The sequence below is a fragment of the Paraburkholderia panacisoli genome, from assembly GCF_008369935.1.
GTDB classification, from domain to species: Bacteria; Pseudomonadota; Gammaproteobacteria; order Burkholderiales; family Burkholderiaceae; genus Paraburkholderia; species Paraburkholderia panacisoli.
This window is the reverse complement of record NZ_VTUZ01000002.1, coordinates 324,315-346,073: the sequence shown is the minus strand read 5'-3', so window position 1 is coordinate 346,073 and position 21,759 is coordinate 324,315. Positions and strand designations below refer to the sequence as shown.

Genomic DNA, 21,759 nt, shown 5'->3' with positions numbered 1-21,759 from the left:
ATGCGTCTGGATAAACTCACCATTGGCAGCGCCGACGCCGGCCCGGGGCAACATTTCAAGAACCTTAAGAACGTCACCATCGACTTTGATCAGGACCACTGGGTGACGGTGGTGATCGGCTGGAACGGCACTGGCAAGTCAAATGTGCTGGAAGCGTTGGCTATCATTTTCCGCGACCTGATCGTCAAAAAGCGCACGCCGGCGTTCGCCTTCCGACTCGCCTATCGCATGAGCAGCGGCGATGCCACACTGCATATCCACATTGATGCTGACCCGGGCCGTGAGAAAGAACCCTTCATCATTCACGTTGCTACCGACGTGCAGGCCCGGCAGGCCAAGCTCGTTCATAGCTTGCCGGAGTTCGATCTCGTCGACCCACAGCCACCCGGCAACAAGCTTAAGCTGTCCGCGTTCCTGAGGGCAGAAGGGCAGTACCTGCCACGTTATGTGTTCAGCTACTACTCGGGCGAGAGCACGCGTATGCATGAGGTGTTTCGCCCTTATCTGGAGAGCTATGACAGCAAACTGCGCAATGGCGAAGACCCTGGCCTGAAGCGTTTGTTCTACGCCATGCCGGTGCACAGCCAGTTCGTGTTGCTGGCGTTTTTGATTCAACAGTCGGACGTGGTTCGGGGGTTTCTGGACAATCATCTTGGTCTTGATCCAGAGGAGGGTATTGAGTCGGTGCTGTTCGTGTTGCGCCAACCACCGTGGAAGTCGAAAGCTCCCGATGGCGATCCACGCTTCTGGAACGCACGTGGCGTAGTGCGCGATTTCCTTTCGCGGCTCTATGACATCGCTTTGGCACCGGTCGACTTCACCAGCCGTGTTTCAACTTCGATCTGGAATAAAGAAACGCTGCAATTCAAATACCTATATGTGAAGGATATTGCGGCGCTGCGCCGCCTGGTCGGCAATCAGACACCAGCGCAGTTTTTTCGTGATTTGGAAAGCACATACGTCTCCGAACTGATTGAGGAGGTGCGCATCCGCGTTCGCCTGAAAAAGAACGATGGCAGTGTGACCTTTCGTGAATTGAGCGAAGGCGAGCAGCAATTGCTCACCGTGCTGGGTTTGCTGCGCTTCACGGCCGAAAACGAAAGCCTCTTCCTGCTCGATGAGCCTGATACGCACCTCAATCCCCGTTGGTGCGTGGAATACCTGAACTACCTGAAGTCTTTTGTGGGGCAAAACAGCGAGGGGCAGGACAACAGCCATGTCGTACTTACCACCCATAACCCCTTGGCCATTGCCGAGCTGGTCAAGGAGCAGGTGCAGATCCTGTACCGCCAGCCCGGAACACGCACAGTTCACGCCGAGAACCCGGCCGTGGACCCAAAAGGCATGGGGTTCGCCGGCATAGTGACTAGCGACATGTTCGGATTGGGCTCCAGCCTAGACAAGGCTACCAACGAAGACTTGCTCGCCTTGCATCGTCTGTCTACGCAAGCCACGCTAAGCGATGTGGAACGGAAAACGCTGACTGAAATCCGTCAGCGTCTGGAAGGGCTGGACTTCAATTTCGCGGCGCGTGATCGACTCGAGCAGGAATATCTGCGGGCTAGATTCGATCTGACATCAGATGCGTCCATCGAGGGTGCCATCGTCACTCCCGAAAACAAGCAAAAGGCCTTGGATGCCTTGGTGCAAAGCCTGCTTCGCAGCTTACAGGAGGGGCGACGGTGAGAGTCGTCATCATTCCATTGCCCCCGCATCTGCCGTCGCGCTGGAATATCGTTTACAAGAGCCGGGTTGCGGCCGTCGGTATGCTCGCTACCCATCAGCAGCGGTCCGATTACATCACGAAGCACGGCAGTTGGACCCAGCTCAAGAAATGGCTGGCGGCCTTCAGTGGCTACAAATGCTGGTACTGTGAGGCTAAGAATCCACGCGCGCCGTTAGATGTGGATCACTTTCGTCCCAAGCTCGGCATCACGGTGGATGGCATCAAACTGGCCGGCCATTCTGGCTACTACTGGTTGGCGTATGAGTGGTCGAACTTTCGCCTTTCCTGTCAGCGCTGCAATCGGCCCGAAAAGGATGAAGCTGACACATTGCACGGCAAGGCCAACGAATTTCCCATTGAGGACGAGGCTCACCGTTGCCAAGTGTCGGCGGCGCCGCTGGCCGCCGAGTCACCTAGGCTGTTGGACCCTTGTGTGCAGGCCGACTGCGAACTGTTGGCGCACGGCATTGATGGTGAGGTCAAGGCCGCGGCACCGGACGGTACTTGGGAATCCCAGCGTGCGGACTACACGATCAAGCAGCTTGGCTTCAACGAATGGAACACACCCGAGAGCAAACGAAGCCGTTGGCAGACACTTGCAACCCTAATTGCTATCGCCGGCAACAACACCAATCAACTCGTGATTGACGAGCTGAAAAGAAACCTTTCCTTTGATCAAGAATACTCAAGCTTCCTTCGCTCTGCCATCGGCACGCATCGCGACAAAGCTTGGGTGGAGGCTCTTTTATGAACACAAACACCCTAGTCCAGAAAGTCTGGAATTTCTGCCATACACTGCGCGACGATGGGGTAGGCTATGGCGACTACCTGGAACAACTCACCTACCTGCTGTTCCTGAAGCTGGCCCATGAATACGCTCAAGAGCCCTACAACCGCGACACCCATATTCCCAAGAGCTACTCCTGGGCCAGCCTGAAGTCCAAGGTGGGCGAGCCGCTGGAGTCGCATTACCTCGCCACTCTGCACAAGCTGGGGCAGGAGCCGGGCATGTTGGGCGCCATCTTCTTCAAAGCACAGAACAAGATTCAGGACCCGGCCAAGCTCTCGCGGTTGGTGCAGCTGATTGATGCCGAAAGCTGGATCAGCCTAGGCGCCGATACCAAGGGCGACCTGTACGAAGGCCTGCTGCAAAAGAACGCGGAAGACACCAAGAGCGGGGCGGGCCAGTACTTCACACCGCGCGCCTTGATCGAGGCGATAGTGGCCTGTGTGCGTCCCGAGCCGATGAAATCCATTGCCGACCCGGCCTGCGGCACTGGTGGGTTTTTCCTTGGTGCCTACAAGTGGCTGACGCGGCCGGGCGCCAAACTGGACAAGCGCCAGAAAGAGTTTCTGCGCGACAAGACCTTCCGCGGCAATGAGATAGTGCCCAACACGCGCCGTATGTGTCTGATGAACCTGTTCCTGCACAACATCGGCGAGCTGGACGGCGAACCATCCGTCGAGCGCTCGGATGCACTGATTACTGAGCCGAAGCAAAAGGTGGATTACGTACTGGCAAATCCACCCTTTGGCAAGAAGAGCAGCATGACCTTCACCAATGAAGAAGGTGAAGATGACAAGGAGGCCCTGACTTACGAGCGCCAGGACTTCTGGGAAACCACGTCGAACAAGCAACTGAACTTCCTGCAACACATCGTCAGCATGTTGAAGGTAGGCGGAAAGGCTGCCGTGGTGTTGCCCGATAACGTGTTGTTTGAAGGAGGCGCCGGGGAGAAAATCCGTCGCAAGTTGTTGGAAAACTGTGACGTCCACACCGTGCTGCGCCTGCCCACGGGCATCTTCTACGCCCAGGGAGTGAAGGCGAACGTGCTGTTTTTTGATGCCAAACCCAAGGACGGCCAGATTCACACGAAAGGGATCTGGTTCTACGACCTGCGCACCAATAAGCACTTTACGTTGAAGACTCGGACGCTAAAACTCGACGACCTGAAGGATTTCATTGCTTGCTACAATCCGGACAACCGGCACGAGCGCACCGAAACTGAACGCTTCAAATACTTCAGCTACGACGAGCTGATGGTCCGTGACAAAGCCAGTCTGGACATCTTCTGGCTGAGGGATGACAGCCTGGATAACGTCGATGACCTGCCACCACCCGATGTGCTACAGCAAGAGATCATTGAACACCTAGAAGCCGCGTTGGCGTCTTTCCGGGACGTGGCTGTCGGGCTGCAGCAGCACGATTGACACCGATCTGCAAGCACTACGGACAGAGCAACTGCCGGCATTTTCTAGGCAGTTCCGCCGACCCGACTATTCAGAGATCCATTGGACTGAGCTTGACCTGCGAAAACGGACACATATCCTTTTGAACAGGAGGTGTCGAAAATGGTCGGGCATCGTACCCCTTACGCTGCGGAATTCCGGGCGCACATGGTCGAACTCGTGAAGGCCAGACGCACGCCTGAAGAGCTCGCGCGTGAGTTCGAACCGACGGCCCAGACGTTCATCAACTGAGTTGCTCAGGCCGATCGTGATGCGGGTGTGCGTCATGATGGACTGACCGCGGCGCGATCGCACGACGTATACGATCTCGGCGCCATTGCGATGCGCGGCGATCACGCGAGGGCGCGTCGAGGTCTTCCTGAAGATCCGCGTCGAGACTGACCAGTACTTCTCCCGGCGCGCTCAGGAGTGCGGCCAGTACGCGTTTTGATGTGCGTGATTGCGTGAGAGTTTGATGCCACGGATAAGGCGCAAACAGACTGATGTGCAGCAATTTTTGCACCGCGGCCATTTTACGAAACCCTTCGAGTGGACGAGAAATCAGGTGCAAACGTACCGGTACTTCTTTGGACGGTCGCGGCGAGCTCCGTATGTGAAACACTTTGGCGACCCGCCTGTCTCGGTATGGTTCAGACACTTCTCGATCACGTCGCCGTTTACGCCAAGGGGCCGCTGTTAAGGACCGACGTTTTAAGTGTCTGTCCGACCACTACGGCGAACGGCTACAACTGGCTGATACTGTTGAAAAAATCGGTGACGGACAATCTCGCGAGGTTTTCATAGGTCGTTCTACCTTTAACCAAGGCCTGTAGGGCGGTTTGTAGGCGGTCTGAGAGGGTGAATTTATTGCCAGCGATGGGAAAACAATGCGCCGCGACTTTTTCAAACTGTATCGGCCGAATCCGGTTGGTTGTGAGTCTCGACTAGATCGCGCGAATTCGACCGCCGGCGAATTTTCGCTTCGCAGCCGAGCGGTTGTTGAAAAACGAAGATCGGGCACAGTGACGCTCGCGCCTCGCGTAGGCGATGTAGTGAAACGCACGATCGAAGATCAACCTGGACCTCGCCGAAGGTGGCGAGCATCAGTTCTGGACCGCCAAATTCGTGAATCCGAACCCGCGTCCCTGACTTGATGTTGATCTGCAGGGGGGGCCGCCCAATGAGCGGGAGCAGTAGTCAGTTGTTGCCGAGCGTTCGCGCGCGCTGCGCGGCGACCTCGAATCGTGCGGCGCTTAGATCGAGCGGCTTACGAATTCTTCGTGATCTTCAGCGGATTCTGCGAATAAGGGCGCGCAAGGTGACCACACGGGGTTCTGTATTGAGTGAGCGTGGCTGGGCGCGATCGATTCCGGCTACGCCAACTTTATCGGGCTACCACCGCGGCAGCACGGTCGCGGTGGGGGCAATTTTGGGGGCAACTTATAAATTATGAGATCGAGAGTCGTTAAGGGGTAAGCTTTTGCCGGCTTAGTTTGATAGTCCTCCTCTCGTGCAGAACGTCATCAACGGCGCATCCTCGACGGCTTCGACCTGATACCCGAGCAGAAGAAACGCATGCAGGCCTGACCCTGAACCGCGATGCACAAACGATCTTCGCCCGCTCAGCGCTCGCACTACGTTGCGAGCGACCGACGCCCCAACGTCACCATCCCCGTGCCGATCACCGGGAACCACCTTCTCTCTCCACGCCGCTTCGACGATTGCCGCGACGACCTCTGGACCGTCGTTAGCCGCGTGCAGGAAACCCTCACGAAAGCGGATCGCGCGGGCGCTCATCAAGCGGGCGCGCAATGTCCACCCGGCCCGTGATCGCGGTATGGATCAGAACTTGAAGCTAAACCGCGCTGTGGATGCTCGCCGATCGGAGCCAGTCGGCGTCGGCTTGGTGGCTGGACTATCTGTGAGATTGAAGTTCATCGACTCACCGCGAAGTGCACCCCGCATTTTCATTTATCTGAAGTTTCCGGTTAAAGTGCCGTTATACAGTTTGTATGTAGTTGCTTACAATTATTCGAACTGAAAGATTCGTAATCCTATGAAACTGTCTTTTGTACAGAAACTCTGGCTGCCGCTGATCCTGAGCTTGCTGTGTCTCGCCGGAATATCGATCTACAACGCGTACCAGACGAGACAAATGCGGCTGGAGGAGCGCAAGGCCGACCTGATACACGCGGCGGAGATCGCCCTGAGTGTCGTCAAGACCTCTGGCGACGACGCGGCCGCCGGCGTCATGCCTTTGGCAGAAGCCCAGAAGCGGGCAATGGCCCGCATCCGGAACATGCGATATGGCGAGGACGGCTATATGGAGATCATCAATTCGCAGCGGAGGGTCCTGATGCACCCAGCGAACGCGAAATTGGATGGCAAGGACGCCGACGACTACAAGGATCCGAACGGCGTTTACCTCTTCAGGGATATCGTTGCTGTCATCAAGCGCGACGGCAAGGGCTTTACCGCATTTAGCGCTCCGAAGCCGGGAGCCACCGAGGCCTCTCCGAAAATTGCCTACAGCGTGACCTATCGGCCGTGGGACTGGATTCTTATGACAGGGCTCTATGTCGACGACATCAACGCGGCATTTCGGTCGTCGCTGTCCCAGAGCCTGGGGATTCTGGTGGTACTGGCTGGCGCCCTGTCGGCTGTGGTGGTGCTGCTCAACCGCGGCATCCTCCGGTCACTGGGCGGTGAGCCGTCCTATGCCGCCGAGATCGCCAACCGGATTGCCGATAACGATCTGACTGCTGTGGTGAAGACGGCGCCGGATGACCGCTCAAGCCTGTTGTTCTCGATGAAGCGCATGCAGGAGCAGCTCACACAGACGATCGGCACCATCAAGGTTTCGGCAGACTCGATTGCCACCGCCACGCACCAGATCGCGGCGGGCAACCAGGACCTGTCGCAGCGCACCGAAGAGCAGGCCGCCTCGCTCGAGGAAACGGCGTCCAGCATGGAGCAACTGACCTCGACCGTCACCCAGAATGCCGACAATGCCAGTCAGGCCAACCAGCTCGCTGCGCAGGCTGCTTCGGTGGCAGAGCAGGGCGGCACCGTGGTTTCGCGCGTCGTCGACACCATGGAAGGCATCAACGCCAGCTCGGACAGGATCGCCAATATTGTCGGCATCATCGAGGGCATCGCCTTTCAGACCAATATCCTCGCGCTGAATGCGGCTGTCGAAGCAGCGCGGGCGGGTGAGCAGGGGCGGGGTTTCGCGGTGGTGGCCTCGGAAGTGCGTTCGCTGGCGCAACGCTCCTCGGCAGCGTCCAAGGAAATCAAGGAGCTCATCCACGATTCCGTGGAGCGCGTGCAGGCAGGCGCCGGCCATGTACGGGAAGCGGGTGCGAAGATGCGTGAGATCACCCGCGAAATCAGACGGGTGACCGACATCATGGGTGAAATCACCGCAGCATCACAGGAACAGAGCAAGGGCATCGGCCAGGTCAACCTGGCCGTCACGCAGATGGACGAAGTCACGCAGCAGAACGCGGCACTGGTCGAACAGTCGGCGGCGGCCGCCAGCTCGCTCGAGTCGCAGGCGAACGATCTGAAAGCGTCCGTATCGATGTTCAGGCTGAACGCCTCATGCGACGCCGGCGTCAGCGGTTCCGTCGCGCCGACACAAACGGCGGCCCCGACGCGCGCCAAGACGCCGGCCACGGCAGCCTTCAAGCGGTCCGCACCACGGCCCGGGCGGGTGGCGCAAACCGCCAAGGCAGAAGAATGGGGCAGCTTTTAGGGGGCCACCCATATCAGGGGTAATTGGCGGGGAGACCAAACCCTGTCGGTCGGTGTCGGCACCGAAGGTTTGCACGCCCCGTCGTCCAACGCTGAAAAAGCAAGAGACGGCACCCGTTACTCCCGCAGACAACAACACCATGGTTGCCACGGATACCGGTGCTGCAGACTGCCAAACGCTCTGCGCGCATTTTGAAAATTGAAGAACACTGACAGCGTACTGGACCAGGTAGTCGAGCTCGTGGCCGCTAGCCCACTGACGCAGGAGCACTGGGTCATCGACTACCGGATCTACGATCCGGACAGCGACGGCAAGACGAAACTCGATCACGTGCGCGAGATGCTGACCAACCTGGTTCATCATAAACGCGTGCCGTTCCGGCGGGTCCTGATGGATACCTGGTATGCCGCACGCGAGCTGATGTTGTTCATCGAGTCGCTACCGAAGATCTACTATTCCTTTTGCCCGCGGCGCGCCAACCGGCAGGTGCATGACTCCGGCGCGACATCCCCGTACCAGCGCATCGATTCGCGGGAGTGGGATGTGGGGGCTCTCGCGCATGGCAAAACGATCAAGATCAAAGTCTTTCCCAAACATCACAAAGTGAAGCTATTCCGGGTTGAGGGGTCGACGCACCGCACGGACCACCTCACTCAGGATTCTTCGCTGGCCACACACAACGCATGCGGCCTGCGCTGGAAGATCGAGCAGTTTCATCGCGAGGCCAAGCAACTGACCGGGATCGAGCGCAGCAATGTCGCAAAGCCCGCATCCAGCGCAATCACATTGCCTGCGCCGTACTCGTGTGGATTCGGCTTGCTGAGAGATTGCCAGACAGACCTGTCGGACTCTCATCAGGTCAAACACCAGATTCTCGACGACTTCCTCCGTCAGCAACTCAAAAATCCAAGCCTTCGGATGAAATTTGCGTAAGTCCTATTAGGTCAACCACTAAAACGTTTTTACATAGAAAGAGATGGAATGATGCAAGAACCACAAGCAGAAAGAAGTATTTATGTTGGCGGGGAAAGGCGAAATCAACCGCAGTCGTCGCATGGAAGTTTCAATGCTGACATGAATATGCGAAGCCGGCTATGGGGCATCTTTAGCGGCTCCATAGGCAATATGCTCGAATATTATGACTGGTTTATCTATTCAGCACTCGAGATTTATTTTGTCAAAGGCTTTTTTCCGGATGGTGACCAGACCGCAGCACTACTTAAATCCGCGGCCGTGTTTGCCATTGGTTTTCTCGTTCGCCCGATTGGAGGATGGGTATTAGGGATTTACGCTGACCGTCGCGGCCGTAAGTCTGCGCTGCTGGTGTCCGTTGCGATGATGTGTTTTGGTTCACTCATGATTGGCATGACTCCGACGTATCAGACCATCGGCATCGCGGCACCCATCATTTTGCTTATCGCCAGAATTTTACAAGGTCTCAGCCTTGGTGGGGAAGGTGGAAGCGCGGCCGCTTATTTGAGCGAAACAGCGCCCAAGGGGCGACGGGGATTTTACTCAAGCTTCCTATACACCACAATTTCTCTTGGGCAGCTTCTGGCTATGGCGACGCTAGTGTTGCTTCAGCAGTTCTTTTTGACGTCGACGCAGCTACAAAGCTGGGGATGGCGCATTCCTTTTCTTATTGGCGCATTCATTGCGTTCATTGGCATTTTGCTGCGCCGGAACATGGAAGAAACTGAGTCTTTTACCAAACATGCCAAAACTCCACGAAAAGTGGGGGCGATTCGCGAGGCGATGCACCATAAGAAGGCCTGTGTGATGGTTTTTGGTTTGACATTGGGTGGTTCTGTCGCGAACTATACTTTTGCCGCCTATATGCAGAAATTCCTTGTAAACAGTGCGGGCATGGACAGAAGTACCGCTAGCCTTATTTCAGTGCTGTCGTTAATTGGGTTCACAGTGATTCAACCGGTTTTTGGAGCCTTATCAGATCGTATCGGGCGTCGCCCCCTGCTCCTAACTTTTGGAATGGTAGGAACCTTCGGGACCATTCCTTTTTTTGCGTTTCTCGCTGGTACAAAAAACCCGTTCATGGTTTTTGCCTTGGTTATGGCGGCACTCGCAATTGTGGCAATGTATTCGTCAGTCAGCACAATTACCAAAGCTGAGCTATTTCCTGTCGAAGTCCGCTCCTTCGGCCTGGCGGTTCCCTATGCCATTAGTGTTTCACTTTTTAGCGGAACGGTAGAGTATATCGCGCTGTGGACTAAAAAGATTGGACATGAAAACTGGTTCTTTTGGTATGTTTCGCTCTGCATTTTCTTCTCCCTTATTTGTTACCTTTGGATGCCGGAAACAAAAACCGCGTCGTTGATTGATTTAGATTAGGGTCACGCTGTTAATTCAATTCGTGTCGACGTCGCCATTGGACGGTCAGCGTTTCCGTCGTTCAGCTCGGACGAATCGGTGACAAGCGCTACCCTGTCCAAAGGGGCGCGGCGGCAATCGAGTGTGATGACACGACAGGTCGGACGGGAACTCGCAAAGCCTGGATTACAAAGAGAGCCTTGAGCTTGGGGACGGAACGAGGCGCGAGTCAGCGGATTTCATCGGGGCCGCAGCGAAGCAGGCTGCAAGCACGCCGCATGTAGAGCTGCAACCTGTCCTGTCACTCAGCACACGCGAAAAACCAGGCGTTTCATATCCCCGGAAACGGGCTTAAGTACCCGGTTTTAGATTCGTCAGTCCAGATTCGTCGTACAGTGCGTTCCCGCACATATGAAGAAATAGCGAACCAATAGGATGGACTCGACAGTCGCCTTTCTGGCCTGTTCAATCCCTTGTTTTGCCACACCTGTGTGGAGCGTGAGATGGATCGCCTTCAACTGCCTGACGCGTTGCTCTGCCCGGGCGCGCCTCTGGCACGTTCACCCATTTACAGCAGCACCCCCGAGTACGTCGCAGCGTCGCAAATGACCGCGTTCACCGCAGCCCTGCAGGCGCACACGGGGCAGGTCTTTGACAACTACGAAACGCTGCACGAATTCTCGGTGCGGGCATATCGAACGTTCTGGCAATTCTTCATGCAATGGTCGCAGGGGCTCGACTGGTCGGGCAGCCTCGAGCCTGTGTGCGTCGGCGACGAATGCGAGCATGCACGCTTCTTCCCGCAGGTCCAACTGAGCTATGCGGAGAACCTGCTGGGCCTGTCGGTGGCGAGCGCCGACGCGCCTGCGCTGACGGCCTGTTACGCAGATGGCCGACGGATACGCCTGACGCGCGGTGAACTGCGTGAGCGCGTGGCGCGTCTCGCGGATGCTCTCTCGGAATGGGGGCTGCGCGAGGGGGACCGCGTGGTCTGCGTGATGCGCAATGACGCAGACGCAGTCGTTACTGCGCTGGCCGTCACCGCGCTCGGTGCCACGCTGTCGACGGCTGCACCCGAGATGGGCGTCGAGACGATCCTCGATCGCTTCACACCGCTCGCGCCGCGACTGCTGTTCGCGCACACTGCGGCGCGGGGATTCGACACGGGCACGTCGGTGGCGGCCAACGTCGCCGATCTGGCAGCCGCGTTGCCGTCGCTGCAAGGCGTCGTCCGTCTGGATGACGGAACCTTGCCGGACACGGTCAAGCAGCGGATCTATTCGCTTGACGAACTGCTCGACCGCGGCGACGCCGGGCGCTTCGAATGGCGGCGCTTCCCGTTTAACCATCCGCTTTTTGTCATGTTCTCGTCGGGTACCACTGGCAAACCGAAGTGCATCGTGCACGGCGCCGGCGGCAGCCTGCTGGAGCACCTGAAGGAGCATCGGCTGCACAGCGACCTGCGGCCCGGCGACCGGATGTACTTCCACACCAGCTGCGCCTGGATGATGTGGAACTGGCAGTTGTCGGCGCTTGCGTCCGGCGTCGAGATCGTTACCTATGATGGTCCGATCTCGACGGTCGATACGTTATGGCGCCTCGTCGCCAACGAGCGCGTCACTGTGTTCGGCACGAGTCCCGCTTACCTGAAGATGTGCGAGGACGCGGGCCTCGCGCCGGGACAGCAGTTCGATCTCAGCGCACTGCGCGCGATGATGTCGACTGGAGCGGTGCTGTTCGACACGCAGTTCCGCTGGGTGCGCGATCAGGTGAAGCCGCTGCGCCTGCAGTCAATCTCAGGCGGCACGGACATCCTCGGCTGCTTTGTGCTGGGCAATCCGAACATGCCGGTCTACGCGGGCGAAGCTCAATGCAAGAGTCTTGCGCTCGATGTGCAGGCGCGTGAACAGGGCGCGCGCACCGACGGGATCGGCGAACTGATCTGCGCGAACCCGTTTCCGTCGCGTCCGCTCGGTTTTTTCGGCGACGCGGATGGTGCGGCCTTTCACGCCGCCTATTTCGCCAGCAACGCAGGGGTCTGGACGCACGGCGACCTCATCGAGTTTTCGCCGCAAGGCACTGCGCGATTGCATGGCCGCTCAGACGGCGTGCTGAATGTGCGTGGCATCAACGTCGGGCCGAGCGAGATCTACCGCGTATTGAACGACATCCGGGAAATCCGCGAGGCGATGGTCGTCCAGCAGCGCTCACACTACATGCCGGCGGATCACGCGCATGCGGAAAGGGTTGACCAGCGCACCGTGCTGCTGCTGGTCCTGCGCGATGGCGTCGAGTTGAGCGCAGCGTTGGCCGCCCGGGTGCGCCGCGACCTCGCCCGTCGCGCGTCGGCAGCGCATGTACCCGACCGGATCATCGCCGTCGCTGCGTTGCCGGTCACACATAACGGCAAGTTCTCCGAAGCGGCCGCGCGCAACGCGATCAGCGGTTTGCCGGTCGGCAACGCTGCGGCGTTGCGCAATCCTGAATGCCTCGACGCGATTCGGCGTCATCCGGCGCTCAACCCGGTCACGCGTGAGTTGGCGCCGGTCGGCGAGTCTCGCGAGGACCTCGAACGGCATTTGCAGACGCAGTGGGAGAGACTGTTCGACTTCGCCCCGATCGGTCGCGATGACAACTTTTTCGAGCTGGGTGGCAATTCGCTGCTCGCGGCGAGATTGCTCGCCGGTGTGTATCAGTCAACCGGGCGCACGATTCCGCTCGCGACCCTGCTGACCGCGCCGACGATCGCGAGCCTCGCCGCGGTAATCGACGACTGCGCACTGCCGCAGTCGTCGCCGACTGTCGTGCCGATGCGCGCCGGCACGGGCACACCGCTTTTCTTTGTACACGGCGTGAGCGGTACGGTAATGGAATGCTGGACGCTAATCGGCGCGATGCAGAGTCCGCGCCCGGTCTTTGGACTGCAGGCGCGCGGCCTTGACGGCGAGCAGCCGGCACAGCAGCGTGTCGAGGACATCGCGGCCAGCTACATCGAACAGATGCGCACCGTGCAGCCAACGGGGCCATACGCGGTGGCCGGTTACTCGTTCGGCGGGCTGGTCACGCTTGAGATCGCGCAACAGCTGCGGCGCGCCGGCGAGCAGATCGAATTGCTGTGCCTGATCGATACCTATGCGGACGCGCATTGCCTGCCGTGGCGCGCCAGGCTGCGGCACCGTTGTGGCTATATGGGCTCACATTGGCGCAAGCTGCGCGCGGTGCCTGCGTCGCAACTCCCCGGTTACGTGAAGGACAATCTCGCGGGCGCGGCCGATCACTTGCGGATGCGCGTCGGGTGCATGGCACACCGCCCGGACAGCCATAACGCGTTGATGCCGCCGGAGCTCCGGAGCGTGCGCGAGACGTTGCGGGTAGCGATGACGATCTACCGGCCGCGGCCCTATCGCGCGGGACCGATCGTCTATGTGCGCGCGACGGGTGCGCAGAATGACCTTGGCAATCAGATGGCGCTGTGGCGGAACGTCGCGCGCGCCGGACTGGTGATTGTCGAGGTGTCTTGCGACCACTTCAATCTGATCGCCGAGCCGAACGTGCAGATCGTCGCGGCGGCGCTGGACCGGGGGTTGACCAATAATGACAAATCCCGGGCTGGCGCTCCGGTGCTCCGGCGCGTCGCGTGCGCTTAGGTCATCCTTCGTCAGCCTCGCCGGCCTGGCTGGGGCCGCGGAGCGCGTACCGGTGCCGCGTCCTGGAATGGAGTGCCGAGTCCTGCACGCTATCAGTCGGCGCCCCAAGGCGTGCGCAGGGATAGAACGGCATGCGGCATGATCTCTTCTCGACACGAGACGTAGGTAGTGGCGGCTCTCTCTTGTTGCCTCATCTGAGTCGCCTGTCGTTACCCGAAAAAACCGTGCAGATATGGGTACTGGACGACACCTGTATCGAACCAGCATGCTCGGCGCTCGCCAACACGCTTTCCCTTGACGAACGACAGCGTGCACGCGCCTACAGGCAGGAAAGGCATCGTAATCGCTTCATTGCCCGGCGGAGCATTCTCCGCTGGCTGATCGGCGGCTATCTGTCCTGCAAACCCGAATCGCTGCGCTTTAGTGTTACGCAATTCGGCAGGCCTGTCCTCCAGGCGCCAGGCGCTGAAAGACTCGCGTTCAGTGTTTCCCACACTGACGGGATGGCGTTGCTGGCCTTCGCATGGGATTGCCGCGTTGGCGTGGACGTCGAGCGCCGGAGTGACGGCTTAGACATTGCGGGCATTGGGCGCGGGATATTCTCTGCATTCGAGGAGGAGACGCTTGACGCGGCACGCCCTGATTCGGCTGAAAGCTTGCTCAGTATCTGGACCCGCAAGGAAGCTCTGCTGAAGGCGCTCGGCACGGGCCTCTCGGGCGAGCCAAACGCCTACACGACTGAAGACGATTCACTACTCGGCGAGGGCTACTGGTGCGCTTCGCATAATGGCACCGCCATTTCGGGCTGGACGTGCCTGGACCTCGTCCTCGGGCCGCAAGTCCGGGGCGCGCTGGCGGTGTCGCTCGAAGACGCAAGAGTCACGCTTCAGCTTTGTCCGGTATCGAATTGGGTCAACACCTGGCGCGACGGCAGTGCTGCACTAACCCGAAGTTAGGCACGGCCCCCGAACTAACCTGTTGAAGCGCCGAGAGATTTTCGAGGCGAAAGGGGTGGGTACTGGGAACAGACGGGGTCGATGCTGAGCAGCGCGCAATGGTGTGGTTGCTGCCAGCCTCAGCAACTCGCATCTTTGCGCAAACAACGCGACGAGGTTGCCAGCGAAGTTGAGCGACTGGTGCACGCACACCCTCTTTGGCCGGTCCTGACCAGCATGCCGGGAGCCGGCGTCAGGACCGCCGCCAGACTCCTCATCGGAGGTCGCCCACAAAACCTTCGCCTCAGCTGCGCATCTCGCCGCCTACGCCGGCCTCGTCCAAGTCACCCGACGCTCAGGCTCGTCTATCCGTGGCGAATACCCCTCCAGACGCGGCAACAAGGTACTCAAGGGAGCGCTCTTCCTCTCCGCCTTTGCCGCCTTGCGGGACCCGGTCTCGAGGGACTACTACACTCGCAAGGTCCAGCAGGACAAGCGCCACAATCAGGCGCTCATCGCACTTGCCGGACGACCCAACCCCCCACCATTCAAAACCTGAAAAAACGCCACCGCCTCATTCAGCTGCTGCCCCTGATCCTCCATCGACCGCGACGCCGCCGCCGCCTCTTCCACCAGCGCCGCATTCTGCTGCGTCACATTATCCATCTGGGTAATCGCCAGATTCACCTGCTCGATGCCGCGGCTTTGCTCGCTCGACGCCGCCGCGATCTCCGACATGATGTCAGTCACGCGCGTCACGGCCAGCGTAACTTCACTCATCGTCTTGCCCGCCTCGCCGGCCAGCGCCGACCCGTCGCGGATCTTGTCCACCGAAGTGGCGATCAAATCCTTGATCTCCTTCGCCGCACTCGACGAACGTTGCGCGAGGCTTCTCACTTCGCTCGCGACCACCGCGAAGCCGCGTCCCTGTTCGCCGGCGCGGGCGGCTTCGACGGCCGCGTTCAGCGCCAGAATGTTTGTCTGGAACGCAATGCCTTCGATGATCCCCGTGATGTCCGCGATCTTCGTCGAGCTTTCGCTGATGTCGTGCATGGTGTCGACCACCCGGCCGACCACCGTGCTGCCCTTCTGCGCGACCGATGAAGCGTTCGCGGCCAGCATGCTGCCTTGCTGCGCATTATCGGCGTTCTGTTTGACCGTCGACGTGAGCTGCTCCATGCTCGACGCCGTTTCCTGCAGCGACGCGGCCTGCTGTTCGGTACGCTGGCTCAGGTCCATATTGCCCGCGGCGATCTGGCGCGCCGCGCCGGCGATGCTGGTGCTGCTGTCGCGCACGCGTCCGACGATCGCCGTCAGCCGTTCGTTCATCTCGCGCAACGCGCTCAGCAGTCTGCCGGTCTCGTCATTGCCGTCGACGGTAATGCGGGTGCGCAGATCGCCTTGCGACACAGTACGCGCGACGTCGATGGCAAACCGCAGCGGCCCGGTCACCGCGCGCGTGATCATCACGCACGCGCCGATCGCCAGCGCGATCGCAATCAGACTGATCACAATCACCAGGTTGCGCTGGGCCTGGTAATGCGCGGCATATTCCTGGATTATCTGTTCCTGCCGGCCATGCGTGTACGTGGCGTACGCGTCGGTCGCGCGGATCAGCGCGGCGAGCAGCGGCCGGCACTGGTCGTCCATCTTGACGATGGCTTCGTCGCGCTTGTTGGCGAGCGCGAGATTGACGATGTCGGTGGCGACCGGCCCGTAGGACGCTTCCACGCGATTGATATCCGCGACGAGGCTGCGTGCCTTCTCCGACGTGTCGGTCGCGGTCGCGATCATGTCGTTGAGTTTTTTCAGATTGGCTTGCACATCTTCGTGCGCGCGCATCACATCGGCTTTCTCTATTTCGAGGTCCTGAGGTTTGGTCACCAGCACGAGATTGCGCGCGGCGATCGCGCGGCGGTCGACCGCGGTTCGCACCTGCACCGCCATGTCCGCCCGCGCGTTGATGCCGTGCACGAAGCTGGAAAAGCCATCGGTCGAATCGGTCAGCGCTTTCAAGGAGAAGCCCGACACCGTGAGGACGATGAGCGACAGCATGCCGAAGCCGGCAATGAGCTTGCTTTTGATAGTGAGGTGCTTGAGTGCCACGATTTTATTTTCTCCAATAACGAAACGTGAAAGCGTTCGCATGGACTCTCAGGTCCGGGCATGGGACCGTCTATGTGGCCGCCGAACATCGAAGTGGCCGCGCGCGGTCTATTCCTACTGGCGGCTGGCTGCGCTTGGCAAAACATCGCCGCGCGTCGACGCCACGCAAAATAGGTATCCCAACTACTGGATATCGGGTCGAAAACATCCGGACTTGAGGCACCTCGGGCATTTCTCCCATGCGCTGCACACAATGACCGACGAAACAGGAAATCTTTGCGAGTCTTGATGCATTTAGGCGCGTGTTGAAAGCAAAGCCTTTCAATTGCATGTCCTGTGACGAAGGGGTGAACACAGCTCGAATAGCTCGCAATGGCGCCGCTCAAAAAACGGCTTGAACAGAAAAGCGCGCATTGCTATGATTGAGTAATCACTCATTTATAAACTGTTGATCGAAAGCAATTCAGCATGGCTCGTCCGCGAAGTGAAGAAAAACGCAGCGCCATCCTGGCGGCGGCCGCCGAGGTCATCGCCGGGCAGGGGCTGGGTGCGCCCACCGCGCGCATCGCGAAGCTGGCGGGCGTGGCGGAAGGCACGCTGTTCACGTACTTCGACAACAAGGACGATCTGCTGAACGCGCTGTATCTCGACATCAAAGCCGAACTGCGCGATGTGATGATGACCCGTTATCCGAAGCAGGCGAGCGTGCGGGAGCGCGTGCAATACGTGTGGAACAAGTTTGTCGACTGGGGCGTCGCGCAGCCGCAAAGGCGCCGCGCGATGGCTCAACTGAGCGTGTCGGAGCGACTCACCGAGCATACGCGGACCGCCGGCATGCAATCGTTCGGCGACATCCACGAACTGATTCAGACGAGCGTCGCCAGCGGCGCGCTGCGGGATCAGCCGCCGGCGTTTGTGTCGGCGGTCATGAGTGCTTTGGCCGAAACCACGATGGACTTCATCGCACAGGAACCGGCCCATGCCGAGCGTTATCGGCAGGCCGGCTTTGAGGCGTTCTGGAACGCGATCGCACAGCACTGAACGTTTTTTTGCCCTCGACGCCGCCGCCGGCGCGCAAAGCTGAACGCGCGTCCGGCATCGGGGCCGAAGCCGCGGCCCCCAAGCAATCAGAGGACGAATGACATGGCGAATTGGAGCACCGCGGACATCCCGCGTCAGACCGGCCGGCTTGCGGTGATCACCGGCGCAACCGGCGGGCTGGGTCTGGAGACGGCGCTTGCACTCGCCGGCGCGGGCGCGGACGTCGTGCTGACCGGCCGCAGTGCGCAAAAAGGCGCGGCTGCACTTGCCGCGATCCGCGCGCGGCATCCGGCCGCGTCGGTGCGCTACGAGCATCTCGATCTGGCGAGTCTCGCGTCCGTACGTGAATTCGCCGGGCAATTCGCGCAAGGGCATGCGGCGCTCGATCTGCTCATCAACAACGCGGGCGTGATGATGCCGCCCACACGGCAGACCACGTCGGACGGTTTCGAGCTGCAGTTCGGCACCAACTACCTCGGCCAGTTCGCGTTGACCGAGCGCCTGCTGCCGCTGCTGCGCGCGGCGCGGCAGCCGCGCGTGGTCAACCTGGGCAGCATCGCGCACAAGAACGGCGCGGCGATTCATTTCGACGACCTGCAATGGCAGCGCAGCTACAAGCCGTGGTCCGCATACGGGCAGTCGAAGCTGGCGATGCTGGTGTTCGCGCTCGAGTTGCAACGCCGCAGCGAGGCAAACGGCTGGGGACTCCTGAGCAACGCGGCGCACCCCGGCTACGCGCGCACCGATCTGATCGCCAACGGACCAGGCGCAGACGGTCTGCTGCACGCGCTCAACCGTCGGACGCTCGAACCGCTGCTCAGTCAATCGGCGGCGGACGGCGCATTGCCGACGCTATTCGCCGCCGCCGCGCCGCACGCCAAACCCGCAGGCTATTACGGACCGACCGGCTTTTTCGAGCTAAAAGGTCCGCCAGGCGAAGCACAGATCGCGCGGCCGGCACGCGACCAGGCCGTCGCTACGCGCCTGTGGGAAATCTCGGAAGCATTGACCCATGCGCGCTGGCCGAGCGCGATCGAGGAGCAAGTATCGTGAAGGTTCTGATCTTTGGCGCGACCGGCATGGTCGGGCAGGGCGTATTGCGCGAATGCCTGCGCGCGCCGGACGTCGAGGTGGTGCAGACGGTGGACCGCACCCGCAGCGGTCAGCTCGATCCGCGCCTCGTCGAGGTGATTCAGCCGGACCTGATGGACTATCGCGCGATAGCGGCGTCGCTCGAAGGGTTCGACGCGTGCTTTTTCTGCCTGGGCGTTTCGTCGGCTGGGATGCAAGAGGCGCAATACTCGCGCCTCACTTACGACCTCACGCTGGCGGCCGCGCAGACGCTCGCCGCGCTCAACCCGCAGATGACCTTCGTCTACGTGTCCGGCGCGGGCACCGACAGCACCGAGCGCGGCCGCAGCATGTGGGCGCGCGTCAAGGGCCGCACGGAGAACGCACTGCAACGGCTGCCGTTCAAAGCCGTCTATCTGTTCCGTCCCGGCGTGATCCAGCCGCTGTACGGCGCTCGCTCGAAGACGCGCTCGTACCGGCTGTTCTACGCGCTGACGAGCCCCTTCCTGTCGACGCTGCGCACGTTGCTGCCGAACCGGATTCTGAGCACCGAGGACATGGGGCTCGCGATGCTGGCGGTCGCGCGCCACGGCGCGGCCAAAGCGGTGCTCGAAACCGCCGACATCCGCGCGCTCAGCCGCGCGGCGTGTCCGCCCGCGCTCGACCTGCGCGCCGGTTGAGCTGGACCGGCGCAGGTCGAAGACCGGTTGAGCGCCGCGTCGGCGGGACGTCATCGAGTCGTTTTGGCGGGCAAAGACCCATCTGTTCGATCAATTGAAGCGCGTTTGCTCTGCTACCTTAACGGCTCACGGAATGCGCCTTCCGGAGGCGGTCCATTCACATTTCTTTCCGCGTTGTCTAGCGCATGCTCGAACCAACAGCAATGGTGACGCGCCGACCGAACATTGTGATTGCAATCAGCCTCGTGCTGGCCAGCGCGATACTTGCGATCGCCGTGTGGTTGCTGGCGCAAATGCGCGACGACGCGTTGCGGCGCGCACAGGACTCCGTGTTCAACGTGTCGCTGCTGGTCGAGCGCGACGTGTCGCGCAATCTCGAGATCTATGATCTGTCGCTGCGCGCGGTGATCGACGGGTTGAAGCAGCCCGGCCTGCTGGAACTGACGCCGGCCCTTCGGCAAATGGTGCTGTTCGACGGTTCGGTGAGCGCGAAAGACATCGGTTCGGTGTTCGTCGTGGACGAAGCCGGTAACGTGCGGTTCGATTCGCAAGCCTCGCCGCCGCGCCACCTCAATCTTGCCGACAGCGACTACTTCAAGGTGCACCGCGATTCGCCCAACGTGGGCCTATTCGTCAGTCACCCATTTATCCCGAAGTTGACAGGCGAGGACCTCAGCATCGCGCTGAGCCGGCGCATTTCGCGGCCGGACGGCAGCTTCGGCGGCGTGGTGGTCGGCACCATGCGCCTCGCGTACTTCCGCAGGCTGTTCGACGGCATGAACCTCGGCCCGAGCGGATCGATGGCGCTGATGCTGAGCGACGGCACGATGCTGATGCGGCGTCCTTACGATCCGAAAGTGGTCGGCATCAACCTGACCGGCACCGCCAATTATTCACGCTTCGTGCAGCAGCCGAGCGGTGAATTCTTCGGCACTGCGGCGATCGACGGTGTCGAGCGCTGGTATGCGTTCCGTCATATCGACATGTATCCGCTGATCCTCGACGTCGCGCTGTCCACGCGCGATATCTACGTGCAATGGCGGCATCGCGCGTGGATCATCGGCTTGCTGATCGCCGGGCTCGACCTGACGATCATCACGCTGGCGATTCTGTTCGCGCAGCAACTGCGTCATCGCCGCGCGGCCGAGGACGAGCTGCGCGAACTGGCGCGCACCGACGGGCTGACCGGCCTGAACAATCGCCGTGCCTTCGAGGAAGTCCTGCACGACGAGTGGCGCCGCGCGCAGCGTAACGCGACGCCGTTGTCGATGCTGCTGATCGACGTGGACAGCTTCAAGGGCTTCAACGATCTGTACGGCCATTCATCGGGAGATGACGCGCTGATCGATGTGGCGCGCAGCATTGCGCGCAATGTGCGGCGTCCTGGCGATACGGCGGCGCGCTACGGCGGCGAAGAATTCGCGGTGCTGCTGCCGGCTACGGACGAAGCCGGTGCGACGCGTATTGCCGAGCAGATTCGCGCGGCGGTGCAGGCGTTGCGGCGCCGCCATGTGGCGAGCGCGCATCATGTGCTGACGGTGAGCATCGGCGTCGCCACCGCGCACGGCAAGGCGGTGGCGACCCGCCGCGCGCTGGTCGATGCGGCGGATGAAGCGCTTTACGATGCCAAAGACGCAGGGCGTAACCGCGTGCAGTGCTATCGCTCGACGGCAAGCGCCGCGGCGTTCGATGGTCGAGCGACGCCTGCTACGGAGGCGTGAGACGTGACCTGATGGTTGATTCGGCGGGACAGGGGCGACGCTGCGTGAGGCGCTGCCCGCGCCGCTCAGCGTTGGAGTACTGCATGCGCTCGCGACGAAAGCACAATCGCACGGACAAAAAAAGCTCACGCCGAGGCGTGAGCGAAAGACGGAGAGTATTGCAACATTGCATGCGCTTATTGTGGGTGCGCAGCAAAGCCAGTTTAAGGGCTGCCCACAAGCGAACGTATTGGACGAATCTGAAACGCCGGTTTGCCACATGAGCTCGCGCCCCGCGCGACTGCCTGGAGCCAGGCACCGTGAGATCGCGTTTCGACGCCGATCGGGCGCCGTCGCCCGCAAGTCATCCGGGCGGACCAAAAAGCCGGCACCGGCCACCCGTCGCCGCGAATCGCAACGAGCCTGGTATTCGCGATGCCTTCAGACCTTGCCATCACTCGCTTCCACCCCCGCTTTTTGCCGCGCTTGCCAGGCCCAATCCCACTCCGTACACTCGCGCGTAATTCCCGGGCCGCGCC

Annotated in this window: 13 protein-coding genes and 2 pseudogenes; 14 read left to right on the top strand and 1 reads right to left on the bottom strand. The window is 60.5% G+C overall.

The annotated features are described in order from the left end of the window. From FVF58_RS04125 to FVF58_RS04075, 10 genes and pseudogenes are all read left to right on the top strand, one after another. On the top strand, window positions 1–1,686 hold the full coding sequence (locus tag FVF58_RS04125) for an AAA family ATPase (RefSeq protein WP_149668644.1): 1,686 nt from the start codon (window positions 1–3) through the stop codon (window positions 1,684–1,686). Further along, window positions 1,683–2,477 (top strand): HNH endonuclease signature motif containing protein, encoded by a 795-nt coding sequence (locus tag FVF58_RS04120; RefSeq protein WP_149668643.1) that lies wholly within the window; start codon window positions 1,683–1,685, stop codon window positions 2,475–2,477. Before FVF58_RS04125 ends, FVF58_RS04120 begins: the two co-directional genes overlap by 4 nt. Continuing rightward, on the top strand, window positions 2,474–3,937 hold the full coding sequence (locus FVF58_RS04115) for a class I SAM-dependent DNA methyltransferase (protein ID WP_149668642.1): 1,464 nt from the start codon (window positions 2,474–2,476) through the stop codon (window positions 3,935–3,937). The genes FVF58_RS04120 and FVF58_RS04115 overlap by 4 nt, the downstream gene beginning before the upstream one ends. A 141-nt stretch (window positions 3,938–4,078) precedes the next feature. Then, window positions 4,079–4,207 (top strand): hypothetical protein, encoded by a 129-nt coding sequence (locus FVF58_RS54095; protein WP_281291135.1) that lies wholly within the window; start codon window positions 4,079–4,081, stop codon window positions 4,205–4,207. 1,804 nt (window positions 4,208–6,011) lie between these two features. Further along, on the top strand, window positions 6,012–7,712 hold the full coding sequence (locus FVF58_RS04100) for a methyl-accepting chemotaxis protein (protein ID WP_149668641.1): 1,701 nt from the start codon (window positions 6,012–6,014) through the stop codon (window positions 7,710–7,712). 246 nt (window positions 7,713–7,958) lie between these two features. Continuing rightward, window positions 7,959–8,645, top strand: a pseudogene (locus FVF58_RS04095) (transposase); the annotation flags it as partial. A gap of 141 nt (window positions 8,646–8,786) precedes the next feature. Next, the gene (locus tag FVF58_RS04090; protein ID WP_149668769.1) at window positions 8,787–10,061 is read left to right on the top strand and encodes an MFS transporter; all 1,275 of its coding nucleotides are present in this window, start codon (window positions 8,787–8,789) and stop codon (window positions 10,059–10,061) included. A 482-nt stretch (window positions 10,062–10,543) separates the two neighbouring features. After that, on the top strand, window positions 10,544–13,687 hold the full coding sequence (locus tag FVF58_RS04085) for an acetoacetate--CoA ligase (protein ID WP_149668639.1): 3,144 nt from the start codon (window positions 10,544–10,546) through the stop codon (window positions 13,685–13,687). Between the two features lie 131 nt (window positions 13,688–13,818). Beyond that, window positions 13,819–14,643: a 4'-phosphopantetheinyl transferase family protein gene (locus FVF58_RS04080; protein WP_188130701.1), complete on the top strand. Its 825-nt coding sequence runs from the start codon at window positions 13,819–13,821 to the stop codon at window positions 14,641–14,643. A gap of 123 nt (window positions 14,644–14,766) precedes the next feature. After that, window positions 14,767–15,181: pseudogene (locus FVF58_RS04075) on the top strand (transposase); the annotation flags it as partial. Here FVF58_RS04075 and FVF58_RS04070 read toward each other — a convergent pair. Then, complete coding sequence (locus FVF58_RS04070; protein ID WP_425468911.1) at window positions 15,127–16,728, bottom strand: methyl-accepting chemotaxis protein; 1,602 nt, start codon at window positions 16,726–16,728, stop codon at window positions 15,127–15,129. The pseudogene FVF58_RS04075 and the gene FVF58_RS04070 overlap by 55 nt on opposite strands. A 468-nt stretch (window positions 16,729–17,196) precedes the next feature. On the opposite strand from FVF58_RS04070, the gene FVF58_RS04065 reads away from it, so the two are divergent. From FVF58_RS04065 to FVF58_RS04050, 4 genes are all read left to right on the top strand, one after another. Next, window positions 17,197–17,769, top strand: coding sequence for a TetR/AcrR family transcriptional regulator (locus FVF58_RS04065; protein ID WP_149668637.1), 573 nt, complete (start codon window positions 17,197–17,199; stop codon window positions 17,767–17,769). Between the two features lie 102 nt (window positions 17,770–17,871). After that, complete coding sequence (locus FVF58_RS04060) at window positions 17,872–18,822, top strand: SDR family oxidoreductase (RefSeq protein WP_149668636.1); 951 nt, start codon at window positions 17,872–17,874, stop codon at window positions 18,820–18,822. Further along, window positions 18,819–19,520: an NAD(P)H-binding protein gene (locus FVF58_RS04055; protein ID WP_149668635.1), complete on the top strand. Its 702-nt coding sequence runs from the start codon at window positions 18,819–18,821 to the stop codon at window positions 19,518–19,520. Before FVF58_RS04060 ends, FVF58_RS04055 begins: the two co-directional genes overlap by 4 nt. A 203-nt stretch (window positions 19,521–19,723) precedes the next feature. Beyond that, a complete protein-coding gene (locus FVF58_RS04050) occupies window positions 19,724–21,241 on the top strand; it encodes a sensor domain-containing diguanylate cyclase (RefSeq protein WP_149668634.1) in 1,518 nt (505 codons plus the stop codon). The last annotated feature ends 518 nt before the right edge of the window (window positions 21,242–21,759 follow it).